Below are 17,640 nucleotides of genomic sequence, written 5' to 3' on the forward strand. Positions count from 1 at the left end.
ATCATGCAGACCTTCTTCCGCCAAGGTCGAGAACGAAAAAAACAAGCCAAACTCGCAGCCAAGGCCGAAACACAAGAATAAAAACCGGACCTTTGCAAATCGAACAAATTATGATATAATACCTATCGGAGCAACAGTTCTGCGTGAAGCGGGTCAGGGGAGGAATCCAGCAGCCCTAAGCGATTTGAATTGTGTGCTCTTTTTTTCGTGCTTTTTCCGAATAGATAAGATAGAATAATCTAGAATAAATGATAATAGAAAAGAGAAAATTATGAAAATTCGTGGTTTTGAATTGGTTTCGAGTTTTACAGATGAAAATTTATTGCCCAAGCGTGAGACAGCGCATGCGGCTGGTTATGACTTAAAGGTTGCTGTGCGTACAGTTATTGCGCCAGGAGAGATTGTCTTGGTTCCGACAGGAGTTAAGGCTTATATGCAACCGACTGAGGTTCTTTACCTTTATGATCGCTCTTCAAATCCTCGTAAGAAGGGCTTGGTCTTGATTAACTCGGTTGGTGTCATTGATGGGGATTATTATGGAAATCCTGGGAATGAAGGGCATATTTTTGCGCAGATGAAGAATATCACAGACCAAGAAGTGATTCTCGAAGTTGGGGAACGTGTGGTCCAGGCTGTCTTTGCTCCTTTCTTAATTGCAGATGGAGATGCAGCTGATGGCGTTAGAACTGGTGGATTTGGATCGACAGGGCACTAGAATGAAGATTATCTTTGTGCGTCACGGGGAGCCAGATTACCGTGAGTTAGAGGCTCGTTCTTATACGGGATTTGGGATAGATTTGGCACCCTTGTCTGAGAAGGGACGGCAGCAAGCTCAGGAACTGAGCAAAAATCCCTTGCTTCCTTCAGCTGAAATAATCATATCTTCTGCAGTCACAAGAGCTTTAGAAACGGCTTCTTATGTAGTTTGTGCTACGGGACTTCCTTTGAGAGTAGAACCTTTATTACATGAATGGCAGGTCTATGAAAGTGGCACAGATAATTTTGAAAAAGCTCGTACTATGTTTCTAGAAAATAAGGGGGAGTTACTTCCTAATAGTCCTATTCGATATGAGACAGCTGCGGAGATGAAATCTCGTTTTCTAGCATGTATGTCTAAGTATCGAGAACATCAGACTGTGGTAGTTGTTGCTCATCGAATGCTCATGCGCCAGTTTGTGCCAAATGAGAAGATTGATTTTTGCCAAGTGATTGAGTGTGAGTTAGAGATATAGAAAGAGGTTTATCATCGCAAAGAAAAAAGCGACATTTGTATGTCAAAATTGTGGGTATAATTCCCCTAAATATCTGGGACGATGCCCCAACTGTGGGTCTTGGTCTTCTTTTGTAGAAGAGGTTGAGGTTGCCGAGGTCAAGAATGCGCGTGTGTCCTTGACAGGTGAGAAAACCAAGCCCATGAAATTGGCTGAGGTGACTTCAATCAATGTCAATCGAACCAAGACGGAGATGGAGGAATTCAACCGTGTACTTGGAGGCGGAGTGGTACCAGGAAGTCTCGTCCTAATCGGTGGGGATCCTGGAATCGGGAAATCAACCCTTCTCCTACAAGTCTCAACCCAGTTGTCTCAAGTGGGGACAGTTCTCTATGTCAGTGGGGAGGAGTCTGCCCAGCAGATTAAGCTACGAGCAGAGCGCTTGGGAGATATTGATAGCGAGTTTTATCTCTATGCAGAGACCAATATGCAGAGTGTTCGAGCTGAGGTGGAGCGCATCCAGCCAGACTTCCTCATCATTGACTCTATCCAGACCATTATGTCTCCTGAGATTTCAGGGGTGCAGGGGTCTGTTTCTCAAGTACGTGAGGTGACGGCTGAACTCATGCAGCTGGCTAAAACTAATAACATTGCCATCTTTATCGTAGGTCATGTGACCAAGGAAGGAACCTTGGCTGGGCCTCGTATGTTGGAGCATATGGTGGATACAGTGCTTTACTTTGAAGGGGAGCGCCATCATACATTTCGTATTTTGAGAGCGGTCAAAAACCGTTTTGGCTCCACTAATGAGATTGGGATTTTTGAGATGCAGTCGGGCGGTTTGGTTGAGGTCCTCAATCCGAGTCAAGTTTTCCTAGAAGAGCGTTTGGATGGGGCGACTGGTTCGTCAATCGTTGTGACCATGGAAGGGACGCGTCCGATTTTGGCGGAGGTTCAGGCTTTGGTAACACCGACCATGTTTGGAAATGCCAAGCGTACGACGACAGGACTTGATTTTAATCGTGCTAGCTTGATTATGGCTGTTTTGGAAAAACGGGCCGGTCTTCTCTTGCAAAATCAGGATGCTTATCTTAAATCTGCTGGCGGTGTCAAATTGGATGAACCTGCGATAGACTTGGCCGTTGCGGTTGCTATTGCTTCGAGCTACAAGGACAAGCCAACTAATCCTCAGGAATGTTTTGTGGGAGAACTGGGCTTGACAGGAGAGATTCGGCGTGTGAATCGTATCGAGCAACGTATCAATGAAGCTGCTAAACTGGGCTTTACTAAGATTTATGTACCCAAGAATTCCTTGACAGGAATCACTCCGCCCAAGAAAATTCAGGTTATTGGGGTAACAACGATTCAGGAAGTTTTAAAAAAGGTCTTTGCATAATCCGTGACAAATCCTTTTAAAAATGATAAGATAGGAGAAATATTTGACTATCAAATTTTCGAGGAGGGAATCGTGTCGTATTTTGAACAGTTTATGCAAGCCAATCAGGCTTATGTTGCCCTACATGGGCAGTTAAATCTGCCACTTAAACCCAAAACAAGAGTGGCTATTGTGACCTGTATGGACTCTCGTCTGCACGTTGCGCAAGCTCTGGGCTTGGCACTTGGGGATGCTCATATCTTGCGGAATGCAGGTGGTCGAGTGACTGAGGACATGATTCGTTCGCTAGTTATTTCCCAGCAACAAATGGGGACAAGAGAGATTGTGGTGTTACACCATACAGACTGTGGTGCTCAGACCTTTGAAAATGGTCCTTTTCAGGAGTATCTGAAAGAGGAACTAGGTGTCGATGTGTCAGACCAGGATTTCTTGCCCTTCCAAGATATAGAGGAGAGTGTACGTGAGGATATGCAACTCCTTATCGAGTCTCCCCTAATACCAGATGATGTCATTATCTCTGGTGCTATTTACGATGTGGATACAGGAAGTATGACAGTCGTAGAATTGTAAAAAATTCATTTAGAAAGAAAGTGTATGAAGAAAAACAGTATTTTATTTATTTTTATTTTATTGCTATGTATTGGTTTGCAGTATGAAACCATCTATTATACGGATGGTTCGATGTCAGGTGCGGAATATGGACTCATGGGAGTTTCTATCTTTCTAGCTCTCTTTTATATGATTCCGGCTCTTTATTTCCTTTTCCGTATTGGGAAAAAATGGGAATTGCCAAAGAAGGCCTTGGTTTTGTCTTTATTGGGAGGAATGTTCCTTTCAGGCTGGTTGTCTAGCTTTGCTAATACCTATATCCATGATTTGCTTGGCGTTCTTTTCCCAGATAGTACATTTTTAAATGCCTTTGAAAGTGCGATTGTGGCTCCTTTGGTAGAAGAGCCCTTGAAATTATTGCCACTTGTTTTTGTTTTAGCTTTGGTTCCTGTGCGAAAATTAAAATCTTTGTTTTTATTAGGGATTGCTTCTGGTTTGGGATTTCAAATGATTGAGGATATTGGCTACATTCGTACGGATTTGCCAGAGGGCTTTGACTTTACTATTTCGAGAATTTTAGAGCGTATCATCTCAGGAATTGCCTCTCACTGGACTTTTTCAGGTTTGGCTGTAGTGGGTGTTTACTTGCTTTACAGAGCCTATAAAGGGCAGAAGGCTGGCAAGAAAGAGGGGCTTATTTTCCTAGGTTTAGCCTTGGGAACTCACTTCTTATTTAACTCTCCTTTTGTAGAATTAGAGACAGAGTTGCCATTAGCGATTCCAGTGGTTACGGCTATTACTCTCTATGGTTTTTATCAGGCTTATCGCTTTGTTGAGAAGAACGATGAGATAATGAACTAGAATATTTTTCAAAAGAATGATGCAAGGGTACAAATATGGTGCCCTTCTTTTATTTTTGATTGAAAAATAGTGTAAAAAGCGCTACAATGGTAGATGGAAAATCTTGTGAAAAGCACAAGTGATACATATATACCGGAGGAAATCATGTCTTTTTCTGATTTAAAGCTGTTTGCCCTTTCTTCTAATCAAGAATTGGCAAAACGTGTGGCGCAGGAGATTGGGATAGAGTTGGGGAAATCAAGTGTTCGCCAATTTTCAGATGGAGAGATTCAGGTCAACATCGAAGAATCAATCCGTGGGAAACACGTCTTTATCCTACAATCAACTAGTTCGCCTGTAAATGACAATCTGCTTGAAATTTTGATTATGGTAGATGCTTTGAAGCGTGCGAGTGCAGAATCTGTCAATGTTGTCATGCCTTACTATGGGTATGCACGTCAGGATAGAAAGGCGAGAGCGCGTGAGCCAATCACTTCAAAACTTGTCGCAAATATGCTTGAAGTAGCTGGAGTGGATCGTTTGTTGACCATCGACTTGCATGCTGCGCAGATTCAAGGATTCTTTGATATTCCTGTGGATCATTTGATGGGTGCTCCTCTGATTGCGGATTATTTTGAGCGTCGTGGTATGGTTGGTTCTGACTATGTGGTTGTCAGCCCAGACCATGGAGGGGTGACTCGTGCCCGTAAGTTGGCAGAATTTTTGAAAACATCTATCGCTATCATTGATAAACGTCGTAGCGTTGATAAGATGAATACTAGTGAAGTCATGAACATCATCGGTAAGGTCGAAGGCAAGACTTGTATCTTGATTGATGATATGATTGATACTGCTGGAACGATTTGTCATGCGGCAGATGCCCTTGCGGAAGCTGGTGCTGTTGAAGTCTATGCAAGCTGTACGCACCCAGTTCTTTCTGGTCCTGCTATGGACAATATCCAAAAATCAGCTATTAAGAAATTGGTTGTTTTGGATACCATCTATCTGCCAGAAGAGCGTTTAATCGATAAGATTGAGCAGATTTCAATCGCTCATCTACTGGGTGATGCTATTGTACGTATCCATGAAAAACGCCCACTTTCTCCACTTTTTGGTATTGAGAAAAAGATTTAATGATCAAGCCTGAGATAATTCTCAGGTTTTTTTCGTCTCTTTTCCGAATAAATAGATAGTAGCAGAGAATCTAGTAAATCTAGATTAAAAAATGTGCTATAATGAAAGGAGGAAGTATGACTGTACGTCATCCGGGCATCAGCCCGACTAACGACTTGGTAGCTAAGAAAATCTTTAGCAATCCAGAAATCACTTGTCAATTTATTCGCGATATGTTGGATTTACCAGCCAAAAATGTAACCATTTTGGAGGGGAGCAATATTCATGTCTTGCCATCCCTGCCTTACTCGGCTCAGGATTTCTATACCAGTATAGACGTCTTGGCGGAGTTGGATAATGGTACGCAAGTAATTATTGAAATTCAAGTTCATCATCAGAATTTTTTCATCAATCGCCTGTGGGCTTACCTGTGCAGTCAGGTCAATCAAAACCTAGAAAAAATTCGTCAACGAGAAGGTGATACACACCAGAGTTACAAACACATCGCACCAGTTTATGCAATCGCTATTGTAGATAGTAACTACTTTCAAGATGATCAAGCTTTTCATAGCTTTAGTATGCGAGAGGATACGACAGGTGAGGTTTTAACCATCACCAATAATGGACAGGAACACCATCTGATCAAGATGGCATTCTTGGAATTAAGAAAGTACAGAGAAACCAGCAAGGATAGTGTTCGCAAGCCGTGGTTGGAGTTTTTTGGTAACAAGCCTTTTACCCAGCAACCTGAGCGAGCCATCAGCCAAGCAGACCAACTGCTGGACTACAAGAGCTGGTCTGAGGAGGACAGGAAAATGTTTAGTCAACTACGTATGCGAGAAGAACAAGCGTTATTGGCTCAGGATTATGCCTTGGAACAAGCTGAAGAAAAAGGCTTAGAACGTGGTCGAGCAGAAGGTATTGAACAAGGTTTAGAACGTGGGAAACTCTTTGCCTTCCTGGATATGGTCCGCCAAGGTCTTCTGACATCTGAGGTAGCTAGCCAGCAATTGGGCATGACAGTCGCTGAGTTTGAGGCGTTGTTGTAAGACTAGCACTAATAGTCAAGATGGCATTCTTGGAATTAAAAAAATACAGAGAAACCAGCAAGGATAGTATTCGCAAGCCGTGGTTGGAGTTTTTCGGGAACAAACTTACCCAGCAACCCGAGCGAGCCATCAGCCAGGCAGATCAACTGCTGGACTACAAGAGCTGGTCCGAGGAGGACAGGAAAATGTTTAGTCAATTACGTATGCGAGAAGAACAAGCCTTGTTAGCACAGGACTATGCCTTGGAAACAGCTAGGGCGGAAGGTATCGAACAAGGTCTTGAACAAGGTTTAGAACGTGGGAAACTTTTCGCATTTCTAGATATGGTTCGCCAACATGTTTTAACTTCCGAATTTGCGAGTGAACAATTGGGCATGACCGTTGCTGAATTTGAGTCACTATTGAAAGAGCATCACAAATAAGAACTAAAAAAATACAGAGAAACCAGCAAAGATAAGGTTCACAAACCGTGGTTGGAGTTTTTCGGGAATAAACCCTTTACCCAGCACCCCCAGCGAGCCATCAGCCAAGCAGACCAACTGCTAGACTACAAGAGCTGGTCCGAGGAGGACAGGAAGATGTTTAGTCAACTACGTATGCGAGAAGAACAAGCCTTGTTGGCACAGGACTATGCCCTGGAAACAGCTAGGGCTGAAGGTATTGAACAAGGTCTTGAACAAGGTTTAGAGCGTGGCCGTGCAGAGGGCATTGAACAGGGACTGGAGCGTGGACTTGAACGTGGGAAAGTTGAAGGAAGTTTGTCTATGCTACTAAATCTAGTTCGCCAACATCTCCTGACTTCCGAGATAGCAAGTCAGCAATTGGGCATGACTGTCGCTGAGTTTGAGGCTTTACTGTGAGTTCGATCTTTCATCTAATAGTAGGAAGTTGATGAAATAGCAAGTGTTATCAAAATACTTGCCGTTTTTACTTGACTTTTACAAGGGTTTGTAAGATAATACCAAGGAAGTAAGTTCTGTCTAACTATCTATATAGTTTAGATATAAAAGCTATCATCTGAGGGATGAGTAGTTGCGAAATGTCAACTTGGAGGTTAGAGTATTTCAAGGGGAATTTTTTCGCGAGTTGGTTTTCTTTTCCTTTTTTCTAAGCAATAGGTAAAAAGTTAAAAAAACATAAGAAAACTCTTGACAAATCCTGCAAATATTTATATACTGTATGGTAGTAAGATAGTCTTACGAAAAATAATATAATGAAAAATAAAGGAGATAAAACGATGAAAAAAGTTTTATTGACAAGCGCAGCAGCACTTGCTGTATTTACAGTTGCACCTGTTTTTGCAAATGGTGAAAACCCAGCTTCAACTAACCAATTGCTTCAAAAGAAATATATTTCTGAACGTGATATTGCTGAAGAAGCTAACCGTCAAGTAGCAGCGCATGATGGTGAAATCCGTGTTGAAGCAGAACGTCAATTTGCTCAACAAGGTGGTCAAACAGTTAAAGCAGCAGAAGAAGCATTGAAAGCATTCTTGGACTCAGGATATTATGGTCATGATTTTTCAGATAAGAAAGCAGCATTAGAAGCAAACGTTGCCGCAGCAAAATCAAACCAAAAATTTGAAGATATCTACAACACAGTGAAAAGTCGCTATGTTGCAAAATTGCAAGAACAATATCGTAAAAGTGCAAAAGATGCAGGTAAATACTTTGCTAATGCAGTAGAAGATAATAAACAAAACAATACTCGCATCAATGAAGACCAAGCTAACCAAGGTACTAAAGCTAACCAAGCTTCTACAGGATGGGTTAAAGATGCTAAAGGTCAATGGAGCTATGTCCTTGATGAAAAAGGAACAAAAGCTACTAGCTGGAAACAAATTGATGGTAAATGGTACTTCTTTAACGCTGAAGGCGTAATGCAAAAATGGTGGGTTAAAGATGGTAACACTTGGTACTACCTAAACGGTTCAGGTGAAATGCAAACAGGTTGGTTGCTTGACGGTGGTAAATGGTACTTCCTTGAAGCATCAGGTGCTATGAAAGCTAGCCAATGGTTCCAAGTAAAAGACAAATGGTACCACGTTGACGGTTCAGGTGCATTGTCAGTAAACACTACTGTAAATGGTTACACTGTAAACGGAAACGGTGAATGGGTTTAATTTTAAATAATTGAATCATAACAGGAGAGAAATCTCCTGTTTTTTTGCTTTAACAATGGTAGTGGGTTGAGTTTTGTCTATATGACTGGCTGGCAAAAAATTGATTGTAAGACCTAGTACCTTGAAAATGATAGCTGCAAACAGTTGGAATTGGTAAAAGTTGCTGATAAGACTTATTATTTCGTTGAAAATGGTGAGAAGAAAACTGGATTTATCAAAATAGATGAAAAAACTTACTATCTAAAAGATGGTGTTCTGACACCCAATATTGCTGTAATTGATGGTAAAAAATTCTTTATTGATAATGAGGGAAATCGCTCTGTTGGATGGAAGAAAATTGACGGTGACTGGTATTATTTCTCTAAAGAAGATGGAATGAAGACAGGCTGGCTTAAAGATGGCTCATGGTATTACTTGGATGAAACTGGTGTGATGAGAACTGGTTGGAAACAAGTTGATGGCAATTGGTATTATTTAAACGATTTAGGTGCCATGCAAACTGGTTGGAAACTTATAAATGGTAGTTGGTACCATCTCGACAGTTTAGGTAAAATGAGTACTAGATGGATAAAAGAAAATGGTACATGGTATTATCTAGATGGCTCAGGTGCTATGCAGACAGGTTGGAAACTTGTAGATGGTAAGTGGTATTATCTTAATAATTCAGGTGCCATGAAAACTGGCTGGTTGAAACAAGGTGGTACATGGTATTATCTTGATGGTTCAGGCGCTATGAAGACTGGTTGGTTCAAAGTAGATGGTAAGTGGTACTATGCTTATAGCTCAGGTGCCCTTGCTGTTAGCACTACAATCAATGGTTACACAGTAAATGCAAACGGTGAGTGGGTGTAGTTTGAATTTATTTATGTCACTAGGAGATTTTTAGCTTAGTTTTTTATAGCAGATACTTGCTGATATAATACTTATCAAGCTTAAGCTGCAAAAATAGAAGATAAGAAAGAACTTCCAAATACTGGTGGTAAAGATAATGTTGCAATTGCATCATTAGGATTCCTAGGATTACTCCTTGGTGCCCTTCCATTTGTGAAACGCAAAAACTAATTAGTTGAAGATATAAAAGAGAAGGATTTATGACCTTCTCTTTTTGTGATATGGACTATAGTGAGAGTTCTATTGAAAAGAAGAAAAAAGTGAACAAAACGATGTTTCAGCGTTGTTCACTTTTATGTTATTCTATAAACTTACAATAGTTCTTCAAATTCAGAGACAGTTATTTCCAACTGCTCACTCGCAACCTCTGAAGTCAGAAGGCCTTGACGGACTAGATTTAATAGCATAGACAAACTTCCTTCAACTTTCCCACGTTCTAAACCTTTTTCAATCCCTTCCGCTCGTCCTCGTTCCAGTCCTTGTTCAATCCCCTCCGCCCTAGCAGTTTCCAAGGCATAGTCCTGTGCTAACAAGGCTTGTTCTTCTCGCATACGTAGTTGACTAAACATTTTCCTGTCCTCCTCAGACCAGCTCTTATAGTCCAGCAGTTGATCTGCCTGGCTGATGGCTCGCTCGGGTTCTTGGGTAAAGGGTTTGTTCCCGAAAAACTCCAACCAGGGCTTGCGAACCTTATCTTTGCTGGTTTCTCTGTATTTTTTTAATTCCAAGAATGCCATCTTGACTAGATGGTTTTCTTGACCATTGTTTGTAATTGTTAAAATCTTACCTGTCGTATCCTCGCGCATACTGAAACTGTGGAAGGCCAAATCATCTGAGAAGTAATTGCTGTCCACGATGGCAATTGCGTATACTGGTGCAATGTGTTTGTAGCTCTGGTGTGTATCACCTTCTCGTTGACGAATTTTTTCTAGGTTTTGATTGACCTGACTGCACAAATAAGCCCACAGGCGATTGATGAAGAAATTCTGGTGATGCACCTGAATTTCGATGATAACTTGAGTGCCATTATCCAACTCCGCCAAGACGTCTATACTTGTATAGAAATCCTGAGCTGAGTAAGGCATGGAAGGCAAGACGTGAATATTACTTCCCTCCAAAATCGTCACATTTTTTGCTGGCAAGTCCAGCATATCACGAATAAATTGACAAGTGATTTCTGGATTGCTAAAGATTTTCTTAGCAACCAAATCATTGGTCGGGCTAATGCCCGGATGTCTTAGAATCATCCTTTTCCTCCTTTTATTATATCACAGTTTTAAATCTAGGTTTACTAGATTCACTGCTACTATCTATTTATTCGGAAAAAGGATGAAAAATACTCGGTCTGGCTCTTCCCAATGGTATTTTTTGGTGCTTTCCTTTATAATGGGTGTATGGATAAGAAAAAATTATTATTGATTGATGGGTCTTCTGTTGCTTTTCGGGCGTTTTTTGCGCTCTATCAGCAGTTGGACCGTTTTAAGAATGCAGCTGGTTTGCATACCAATGCGATTTATGGCTTTCAGTTGATGTTGAGCCATTTGTTGGAACGGGTTGAGCCGAGCCATATTTTGGTGGCTTTTGATGCGGGAAAGACGACCTTCCGTACAGAGATGTATGCGGACTATAAGGGTGGTCGGGCTAAGACTCCTGATGAGTTTCGTGAGCAATTTCCTTTCATTCGTGAATTGCTGGATCATATGGGGATTCGTCACTATGAGTTGGCTCAGTATGAAGCGGATGACATCATTGGGACGCTGGATAAGCTAGCTGAGCAAAATGGTTTTGATATTACCATTGTCAGTGGGGACAAGGACTTGATTCAGCTGACGGATGAGCATACGGTGGTTGAAATTTCCAAGAAAGGTGTGGCTGAGTTTGAGGCCTTTACGCCAGAATATCTTATGGAAAAGATGGGCATTACACCGACTCAGTTTATCGATCTCAAGGCACTCATGGGTGATAAATCGGATAATATCCCTGGAGTGACTAAAATTGGCGAAAAGACTGGTATCAAGCTCTTGCTGGAGCATGGTTCGCTTGAGGGGATTTATGAAAATATTGATGGGATGAAGGCTTCTAAGATGAAGGAAAATCTCATCAATGATAAGGAACAGGCCTTTTTGTCTAAAACACTGGCGACCATTGATACCAAGGCGCCGATTGAGATTGGTTTGGAGGATTTGGTCTATAGTGGTCCAGATGTGGAAAATCTTGGGAAATTCTACGAGGAAATGGGCTTCAAACAGCTCAAGCAGGCTTTAAATGTGTCGTCAGCTGATGTGGCTGAAAGTTTGAACTTTACTATCGTTGACCAAATCAGACAAGATATGCTGAGTGAAGAGTCTATCTTCCATTTTGAGCTTTTTGGGGAGAATTACCATACAGATGACTTGGTTGGTTTTGCCTGGTCTTGTGGGGATAAGCTCTATGCCACAGATAAACTTGAGCTTTTGCAAGAGCCGATTTTCAAGGACTTTTTAGAAAAAACACCTCTGAGAGTTTATGACTTTAAGAAAGCTAAAGTTCTCTTGCATCGTTTGGGTGTGGATTTGCAGGCGCCTGCTTTTGATAGCCGTTTGGCTAAATACCTCCTTTCGACTGTGGAGGACAATGAAATTGCGACTATTGCTAGTCTTTATGGTCAGACTTATTTGGTTGATGATGAGACTTTCTATGGTAAAGGTGTAAAAAAGGCCATTCCTGAACGTGAGAAATTCTTGGAACACTTAGCTCGTAAGCTTGCTGTTTTGGTTGAGGCTGAGCCTGTTTTACTTGAAAAACTCAGTGAAAATGGGCAATTAGAGCTTCTTTATGATATGGAGCAACCTCTGGCTTTTGTCCTTGCCAAGATGGAAATTGCTGGGATTACGGTCAAGAAAGAGACCTTGCTTGAGATGCAGACTGAAAATGAGCTTGTTATTGAAAAACTGACTCAAGAGATTTACGAGTTGGCTGGTGAGGAGTTTAATATCAATTCGCCTAAGCAGTTGGGCGTGCTTCTCTTTGAAAAGTTGGGGCTACCTCTAGAATACACTAAGAAAACCAAGACGGGATACTCGACAGCCGTGGATGTCTTGGAGCGCCTGGCTCCTATTGCTCCGATTGTTAAGAAAATTCTCGATTACCGTCAGATTGCTAAGATTCAATCTACTTATGTGATTGGCTTGCAGGATTGGATTTTGGCTGATGGCAAGATTCATACGCGCTATGTACAGGATTTGACTCAGACTGGGCGTTTGTCTAGTGTGGATCCAAACTTGCAAAATATTCCTGTGCGTTTGGAGCAGGGGCGTCTCATTCGTAAGGCTTTTGTGCCTGAGTGGGAGGATAGTGTGCTTCTCAGCTCGGACTATTCGCAGATTGAATTGCGTGTTTTGGCGCATATCTCTAAGGATGAGCACTTGATTAAGGCCTTTCAAGAGGGGGCAGATATCCATACTTCGACAGCCATGCGGGTCTTTGGCATTGAGCATCCTGAGGATGTGACTGCAAACGACCGTCGCAATGCCAAGGCTGTTAACTTTGGAGTGGTTTACGGGATTTCAGACTTTGGCTTGTCTAATAATTTGGGAATTAGCCGTAAGGAGGCCAAAGCCTACATTGATACCTACTTTGAACGTTTCCCAGGTATTAAAAACTATATGGATGAAGTGGTGCGTGAGGCGCGTGATAAGGGCTATGTAGAGACCCTCTTCAAGCGTCGTCGTGAGTTGCCAGATATCAATTCGCGAAACTTTAATATTCGTGGTTTTGCGGAGCGGACTGCCATCAATTCTCCTATCCAGGGTTCGGCGGCAGATATTCTCAAGATTGCCATGATTCAGCTGGATAAAGCCTTGGTTGCAGGGGGGTATCAGACTAAGATGCTTCTGCAAGTGCACGATGAAATCGTCCTTGAAGTTCCTAAATCTGAATTGGCAGAGATGAAAAAATTGGTCAAACAAACTATGGAAGAAGCCATTCAACTCAGTGTTCCCCTCATTGCAGATGAGAATGAAGGGGTAACCTGGTATGAGGCTAAATAAAAAGGGGGCTAGTCCTCCTTTTTTGTAGTAGAATTATGCAAGCCTTTTCAAATTGTGCTATACTGATGAAAAAGGAGGATTTCTATGAGTCAAGAATTTATCAATCCAAGTGATGGCGTGATTCGTCAGTATCTAACAGCGAGTAAAACCCTTGCTGTAGTGGGTTTATCAGACCGTGAGGAAACAACTAGCAATCGAGTGACCAAGGAAATGCAGGCTCGGGGTTATAAAATTATTCCAGTCAATCCCAAGGCGGCAGGTGGCGAAATCTTGGGTGAAAAGGCTTATGCCAGCCTAGCTGAGATTCCTTTTCCTGTAGATATTGTCAATGTTTACCGTCGCAGCGAGTTTTTGCCTGATGTGGCGCGTGATTTTCTCAAGGCTGATGCTAAGATTTTTTGGGCACAACTGGGACTTGAAAGTCTAGAAGCGGAAGAAATCTTGCGTGCTGGTGGATGCGATGATATCGTGATGAATCGTTGCATCAAGAGAGAACATACTCGCTTGATTAAGGAAGCATAAGAAAAAGGTAGCTGATGGGCTACCTTTTGTATTAGAGAATGCCGATAAGGATCTGCATACCAAGACTAGTGAGGATGATGGCTATCCAGCAGATGGCTCCGAGAAGAATGGATTTTCCACTGGATTTGACCATAGCGACCAGATTGGTTTTGAGACCGATAGCACTCATGGCCATGACAATAAGGAATTTAGAGAGTTGTTTTAGAGGGGTAAAGAAACTACTGGACACACCTAGAGAGGTGAGTAGTGTAGTGAGGAGAGAGGCAAGGATAAAGTAAAGGATAAAAAGTGGGAAGACTTTTTTCAGTTGTAGGCTTTGCTTGTTTTCTTGTTGGCGACTTTGCCAGTAGGATAGAAAGAGCGTGATAGGGATAATGGCCAAAGTACGTGTGAGTTTAACAATGGTTGCAGACTCGAGGGTATTGCTTTGGTAAAGACTGTCCCAAGCGCTGGCGGCAGCCGTTACAGAGGAAGTGTCGTTGACCGCAGTCCCTGCAAAGAGGGCGAAGCCTTCATTGGATAAATGAAGCCAGGTGCCGAGGGTTGGAAAGATGAGCGCAGCCAAGACATTGAAGAAAAAGATAACGGAAATGGCTTGGGCTACTTCCTTTTCCTTAGCATCAATAACAGGCGCTGTCGCCGCAATGGCAGAACCCCCACAGATGGAAGAACCTACTCCAACCAAGGTAGCCAGTTTTGTATCCAGTGCAAAGAAGCGCTGGAAGAAGTAGGCAATAATCAGAGCTATTGAGATAGTGGACAGGATGACAGGGAGCGAAGATTGGCCAACTGCGAAGACCTGCGAGATATTGAGACCAAAACCAAGCAAGATAACGGCATACTGGAGCAATTTTTTAGAACTAAAGGTCAATCCCGCATCCAGTTGTTTATAGGGCGAGAGAAAGGGGTGTAGGAGCATTCCCATAAAAATCGCAAAGACAGGCGCGCCAATAACAGGGAAGAATCCTCCTAAGTACCAAGATAGAATGGAAATGAGAAGGCAGGCCAAGATGCCTGCTCCATTTTTTGATAGAAATGACATAAAAACCTCCAAATAGAATCTGTTACCATTATAGACCTGTACATAGGAAAAGTAAAATAGAAAGTGGAGCCTAATAATTATTTGACAAGTAGTGCTAATTATGTAATAATAATCCTACAAGAACTGTAACGAAGTCTTGGCAAAAACAAAAATACCAGAGCTCCACCTCTGGTATTTCTTTTTGTCCAGTTACATTAAAACTAAACTCAGGTTATATTTTTTTGTCGCGCTTATCTAACCACTTTCTGACTATCCACTCAGAAATGACATTACCGGTAATAGTAATCAGTAATGGTGCTAGAATAACTGTAACGAAGATTAGCAAAAACTCACCTCCAAACTAAGTTCGTTAGTGGAGTTGCGACAAATCCATTTTAACATACTTCAATTTGTCATGCTAGCGTTATTCTATCATGTATTTTTGCGGTCGGGGGGCTTTTGTAGTATAATAGAGATACGTTTTGAAAGTAGGAGGTATCTATGGACTTAACTAAGCGCTTTAATAAACAGTTAGATAAGATTCAAGTTTCGTTGATTCGTCAGTTTGACCAGGCTATTTCTGAGATTCCTGGAGTTTTGCGTTTGACCTTGGGGGAGCCTGATTTTACAACGCCAGACCATGTCAAGGATGCGGCCAAGCGAGCGATTGATCAGAACCAATCCTACTATACAGGGATGAGTGGCCTGCTGACTCTACGTCAGGCGGCCAGTGACTTTGTTAAGGAAAAGTACCAACTGGACTATGCTCCTGAGAATGAAATTTTAGTTACAATTGGGGCGACAGAGGCTTTATCTGCTACTTTGACAGCTATTTTGGAAGAGGGAGATAAGGTGCTCTTGCCAGCTCCTGCTTATCCGGGTTATGAACCGATTGTTAATCTAGTTGGGGCAGAGATTGTCGAGATTGACACAACTGAAAATGGGTTTGTCTTGACTCCTGAGATGTTAGAGAAGGCCATTTTGGAGCAGGGTGACAAGCTCAAGGCGGTTATTCTCAACTATCCGGCTAATCCGACAGGAATTACTTATAGTCGAGAGCAGTTGGAAGACTTGGCAGCTGTTTTACGCAAGTATGAGATTTTCGTTGTCTGTGATGAGGTTTACTCAGAATTGACCTACACAGGGGAAGCCCATGTGTCTCTAGGAACGATGCTGAGAGATCAGGCAATTATCATCAATGGTTTGTCTAAATCGCATGCTATGACCGGTTGGCGTTTGGGTCTGATTTTTGCTCCTGCGGTCTTTACAGCCCAGTTAATCAAGAGTCATCAGTACTTGGTGACTGCCGCAAATACCATGGCGCAACATGCTGCGGTGGAAGCCTTGACAGCTGGTAAAAACGATGCGGAACCTATGAAGAAGGAATATATCCAGCGTCGGGATTATATTATCGAGAAAATGACTGCTCTTGGTTTTGAGATTATCAAACCAGACGGTGCCTTCTATATCTTTGCTAAGATTCCAGCGGATTACAATCAAGATTCCTTTGCTTTTCTGAAGGATTTTGCTCAGAAGAAGGCTGTTGCCTTTATCCCTGGTGCTGCTTTTGGGCGCTATGGAGAAGGATATGTTCGCCTATCTTATGCAGCCAGCATGGAGACTATCAAAGAAGCCATGAAACGACTTGAGGAGTACATGAGAGAAGCATGATTCAGTCTATCACGAGTCAAGGCTTGGTGCTCTACAATCGTAACTTTCGTGAGGATGACAAGCTAGTCAAGATTTTTACAGAGCAGGCTGGCAAGCGCATGTTTTTCGTTAAACATGCTGGCCAGTCTAAGCTGGCTCCTGTTATTCAGCCCTTGGTGCTGGCTCGATTTCTCTTACGAATCAATGATGATGGGCTCAGTTACATTGAGGACTATCATGAGGTGATGACGTTTCCCAAGATTAATAGCGATCTCTTTGTCATGGCCTATGCGACCTATGTGGCAGCTCTTGCAGATGCTAGTTTGCAGGACAATCAGCAGGATGCTCCCTTGTTTGCTTTTTTGCAAAAGACCTTGGAGTTGATGGAAGCTGGCTTGGATTATCAGGTTTTGACCAATATTTTTGAAATTCAAATCTTGACTCGATTTGGGATCAGCCTCAATTTTAATGAGTGTGTCTTCTGCCATCGGGTCGGTCAGGCTTTTGACTTTTCTTTCAAATATGGCGCCTGCCTCTGTCCAGAGCATTACCATGAAGATGAGAGACGTTGCCATCTAAACCCTAATATCCCTTATCTGCTCAATCAATTTCAAGCCATTGATTTTGAAACCTTGGAGACCATTTCGCTCAAGCCCGAAATCAAGCAAGAACTACGCCAGTTTATGGATCAACTCTATGAAGAGTACGTTGGGATTCACCTAAAATCAAAGAAATTTATTGATTCCCTAGCAGACTGGGGACAATTACTAAAAGAGGAAAAGAAATGAAAAAAATCGCAGTAGATGCCATGGGGGGCGATTACGCACCCCAAGCCATCGTTGAGGGTGTCAATCAAGCCCTAGCTGACTTTTCAGATATCGAGGTTCAACTCTACGGAGATGAAGCTAAAATCAAGCAATATCTGACAGCGACAGAGCGCGTCAGCATTATCCATACGGATGAGAAGATTGATTCAGACGATGAACCTACGAGAGCTATTCGGAAGAAGAAAAATGCCAGTATGGTCTTGGCGGCCAAGGCTGTCAAAGAGGGAGAAGCAGACGCTGTCCTCTCAGCTGGGAACACAGGTGCTTTGTTAGCTGCAGGATTCTTCATCGTGGGTCGTATAAAGAATATCGATCGACCAGGGCTTATGTCGACCTTGCCGACCATTGATGGGAAAGGTTTTGACATGCTTGACCTCGGTGCTAATGCAGAAAATACAGCCCAGCACCTCCATCAATACGC

Annotated in this window: 16 protein-coding genes, 1 other RNA gene and 3 pseudogenes; 18 read left to right on the forward strand and 2 right to left on the reverse strand. The window is 42.3% G+C overall.

What is annotated here, in order from left to right; all coding sequences use genetic code 11:
- Positions 1-117 precede the first annotated feature (117 nt).
- The 13 genes and pseudogenes from ffs (at position 118) to QZ359_RS02815 (ending at position 9,342) form a co-directional block, all read left to right on the forward strand.
- Positions 118-215, forward strand: an RNA gene (gene ffs / locus QZ359_RS02755) — signal recognition particle sRNA small type.
- 56 nt (positions 216-271) lie between these two features.
- Positions 272-715 (forward strand): dUTP diphosphatase, encoded by a 444-nt coding sequence (locus QZ359_RS02760; protein ID WP_000701983.1) that lies wholly within the window; start codon positions 272-274, stop codon positions 713-715.
- Entirely contained in the window at positions 675-1,232 is a 558-nt protein-coding gene (locus tag QZ359_RS02765) for a histidine phosphatase family protein (protein ID WP_001162780.1), read from the forward strand. The genes QZ359_RS02760 and QZ359_RS02765 overlap by 41 nt, the downstream gene beginning before the upstream one ends.
- Positions 1,233-1,242: 10 nt before the next feature.
- Positions 1,243-2,607 (forward strand): DNA repair protein RadA, encoded by a 1,365-nt coding sequence (radA, locus tag QZ359_RS02770; protein WP_176607481.1) that lies wholly within the window; start codon positions 1,243-1,245, stop codon positions 2,605-2,607.
- Between the two features lie 72 nt (positions 2,608-2,679).
- On the forward strand, positions 2,680-3,177 hold the full coding sequence (locus tag QZ359_RS02775; RefSeq protein WP_004237611.1) for a carbonic anhydrase: 498 nt from the start codon (positions 2,680-2,682) through the stop codon (positions 3,175-3,177).
- A 24-nt stretch (positions 3,178-3,201) separates the two neighbouring features.
- Positions 3,202-4,017 (forward strand): PrsW family glutamic-type intramembrane protease, encoded by an 816-nt coding sequence (locus QZ359_RS02780; protein ID WP_101785671.1) that lies wholly within the window; start codon positions 3,202-3,204, stop codon positions 4,015-4,017.
- Between the two features lie 144 nt (positions 4,018-4,161).
- On the forward strand, positions 4,162-5,130 hold the full coding sequence (locus QZ359_RS02785; protein ID WP_000010167.1) for a ribose-phosphate diphosphokinase: 969 nt from the start codon (positions 4,162-4,164) through the stop codon (positions 5,128-5,130).
- Between the two features lie 116 nt (positions 5,131-5,246).
- Positions 5,247-6,158, forward strand: coding sequence for an Rpn family recombination-promoting nuclease/putative transposase (locus tag QZ359_RS02790; RefSeq protein WP_203175754.1), 912 nt, complete (start codon positions 5,247-5,249; stop codon positions 6,156-6,158).
- A gap of 11 nt (positions 6,159-6,169) precedes the next feature.
- Positions 6,170-6,580 (forward strand): annotated as a pseudogene (locus QZ359_RS02795) (hypothetical protein); the annotation flags it as partial.
- Positions 6,581-7,018: pseudogene (locus QZ359_RS02800) on the forward strand (hypothetical protein); the annotation flags it as partial.
- A 377-nt stretch (positions 7,019-7,395) separates the two neighbouring features.
- Positions 7,396-8,280: an N-acetylmuramoyl-L-alanine amidase family protein gene (locus QZ359_RS09500; protein WP_365967121.1), complete on the forward strand. Its 885-nt coding sequence runs from the start codon at positions 7,396-7,398 to the stop codon at positions 8,278-8,280.
- 144 nt (positions 8,281-8,424) lie between these two features.
- Entirely contained in the window at positions 8,425-9,132 is a 708-nt protein-coding gene (locus QZ359_RS02810) for a hypothetical protein (RefSeq protein ID WP_261064447.1), read from the forward strand.
- Between the two features lie 93 nt (positions 9,133-9,225).
- Complete coding sequence (locus QZ359_RS02815; RefSeq protein WP_261064466.1) at positions 9,226-9,342, forward strand: LPXTG cell wall anchor domain-containing protein; 117 nt, start codon at positions 9,226-9,228, stop codon at positions 9,340-9,342.
- 140 nt (positions 9,343-9,482) lie between these two features.
- On the opposite strand, the gene QZ359_RS02820 is transcribed toward QZ359_RS02815, so the two are convergent.
- The gene (locus tag QZ359_RS02820) at positions 9,483-10,418 is read right to left on the reverse strand and encodes an Rpn family recombination-promoting nuclease/putative transposase (RefSeq protein WP_293958063.1); all 936 of its coding nucleotides are present in this window, start codon (positions 10,416-10,418) and stop codon (positions 9,483-9,485) included.
- 147 nt (positions 10,419-10,565) lie between these two features.
- On the opposite strand from QZ359_RS02820, the gene polA reads away from it, so the two are divergent.
- Together polA and QZ359_RS02830 are read left to right on the forward strand one after the other, a co-directional pair.
- The gene (gene polA / locus QZ359_RS02825) at positions 10,566-13,199 is read left to right on the forward strand and encodes a DNA polymerase I (RefSeq protein ID WP_293958065.1); all 2,634 of its coding nucleotides are present in this window, start codon (positions 10,566-10,568) and stop codon (positions 13,197-13,199) included.
- 84 nt (positions 13,200-13,283) lie between these two features.
- A complete protein-coding gene (locus QZ359_RS02830) occupies positions 13,284-13,721 on the forward strand; it encodes a CoA-binding protein (protein ID WP_293958067.1) in 438 nt (145 codons plus the stop codon).
- A gap of 31 nt (positions 13,722-13,752) precedes the next feature.
- Here QZ359_RS02830 and QZ359_RS02835 read toward each other — a convergent pair whose 3' ends face one another.
- Entirely contained in the window at positions 13,753-14,763 is a 1,011-nt protein-coding gene (locus QZ359_RS02835; protein WP_293958068.1) for a YeiH family protein, read from the reverse strand.
- A 480-nt stretch (positions 14,764-15,243) separates the two neighbouring features.
- On the opposite strand from QZ359_RS02835, the gene QZ359_RS02840 reads away from it, so the two are divergent.
- From QZ359_RS02840 to QZ359_RS02850, 3 genes and pseudogenes are all read left to right on the forward strand, one after another.
- Entirely contained in the window at positions 15,244-16,413 is a 1,170-nt protein-coding gene (locus QZ359_RS02840; RefSeq protein ID WP_293958069.1) for a pyridoxal phosphate-dependent aminotransferase, read from the forward strand.
- Positions 16,410-17,180 (forward strand): DNA repair protein RecO, encoded by a 771-nt coding sequence (gene recO, locus QZ359_RS02845; RefSeq protein ID WP_000616135.1) that lies wholly within the window; start codon positions 16,410-16,412, stop codon positions 17,178-17,180. The genes QZ359_RS02840 and recO overlap by 4 nt, the downstream gene beginning before the upstream one ends.
- Positions 17,177-17,640, forward strand: a pseudogene (locus tag QZ359_RS02850) (phosphate acyltransferase); the annotation flags it as partial. The gene recO and the pseudogene QZ359_RS02850, both read left to right, overlap by 4 nt.

Origin of the sequence: Streptococcus sp., assembly GCF_019414905.1 — a bacterium.
Lineage (GTDB): Bacteria > Bacillota > Bacilli > Lactobacillales > Streptococcaceae > Streptococcus.

What these genes read in the sequence shown, in the direction of transcription:
- polA (WP_293958065.1), top strand. Translation starts at nt 10,566, where the DNA reads ATGGATAAGAAAAAATTATTATTGATTGATGGGTCTTCTGTTGCTTTT.
- QZ359_RS02780 (WP_101785671.1), top strand. Translation starts at nt 3,202, where the DNA reads ATGAAGAAAAACAGTATTTTATTTATTTTTATTTTATTGCTATGTATT.
- QZ359_RS02790 (WP_203175754.1), top strand. Translation starts at nt 5,247, where the DNA reads ATGACTGTACGTCATCCGGGCATCAGCCCGACTAACGACTTGGTAGCT.
- QZ359_RS09500 (WP_365967121.1), top strand. Translation starts at nt 7,396, where the DNA reads ATGAAAAAAGTTTTATTGACAAGCGCAGCAGCACTTGCTGTATTTACA.
- QZ359_RS02785 (WP_000010167.1), top strand. Translation starts at nt 4,162, where the DNA reads ATGTCTTTTTCTGATTTAAAGCTGTTTGCCCTTTCTTCTAATCAAGAA.
- QZ359_RS02830 (WP_293958067.1), top strand. Translation starts at nt 13,284, where the DNA reads ATGAGTCAAGAATTTATCAATCCAAGTGATGGCGTGATTCGTCAGTAT.
- QZ359_RS02820 (WP_293958063.1), bottom strand. Translation starts at nt 10,418, where the DNA reads ATGATTCTAAGACATCCGGGCATTAGCCCGACCAATGATTTGGTTGCT.
- QZ359_RS02835 (WP_293958068.1), bottom strand. Translation starts at nt 14,763, where the DNA reads ATGTCATTTCTATCAAAAAATGGAGCAGGCATCTTGGCCTGCCTTCTC.
- QZ359_RS02840 (WP_293958069.1), top strand. Translation starts at nt 15,244, where the DNA reads ATGGACTTAACTAAGCGCTTTAATAAACAGTTAGATAAGATTCAAGTT.
- QZ359_RS02760 (WP_000701983.1), top strand. Translation starts at nt 272, where the DNA reads ATGAAAATTCGTGGTTTTGAATTGGTTTCGAGTTTTACAGATGAAAAT.
- QZ359_RS02765 (WP_001162780.1), top strand. Translation starts at nt 675, where the DNA reads ATGGCGTTAGAACTGGTGGATTTGGATCGACAGGGCACTAGAATGAAG.
- recO (WP_000616135.1), top strand. Translation starts at nt 16,410, where the DNA reads ATGATTCAGTCTATCACGAGTCAAGGCTTGGTGCTCTACAATCGTAAC.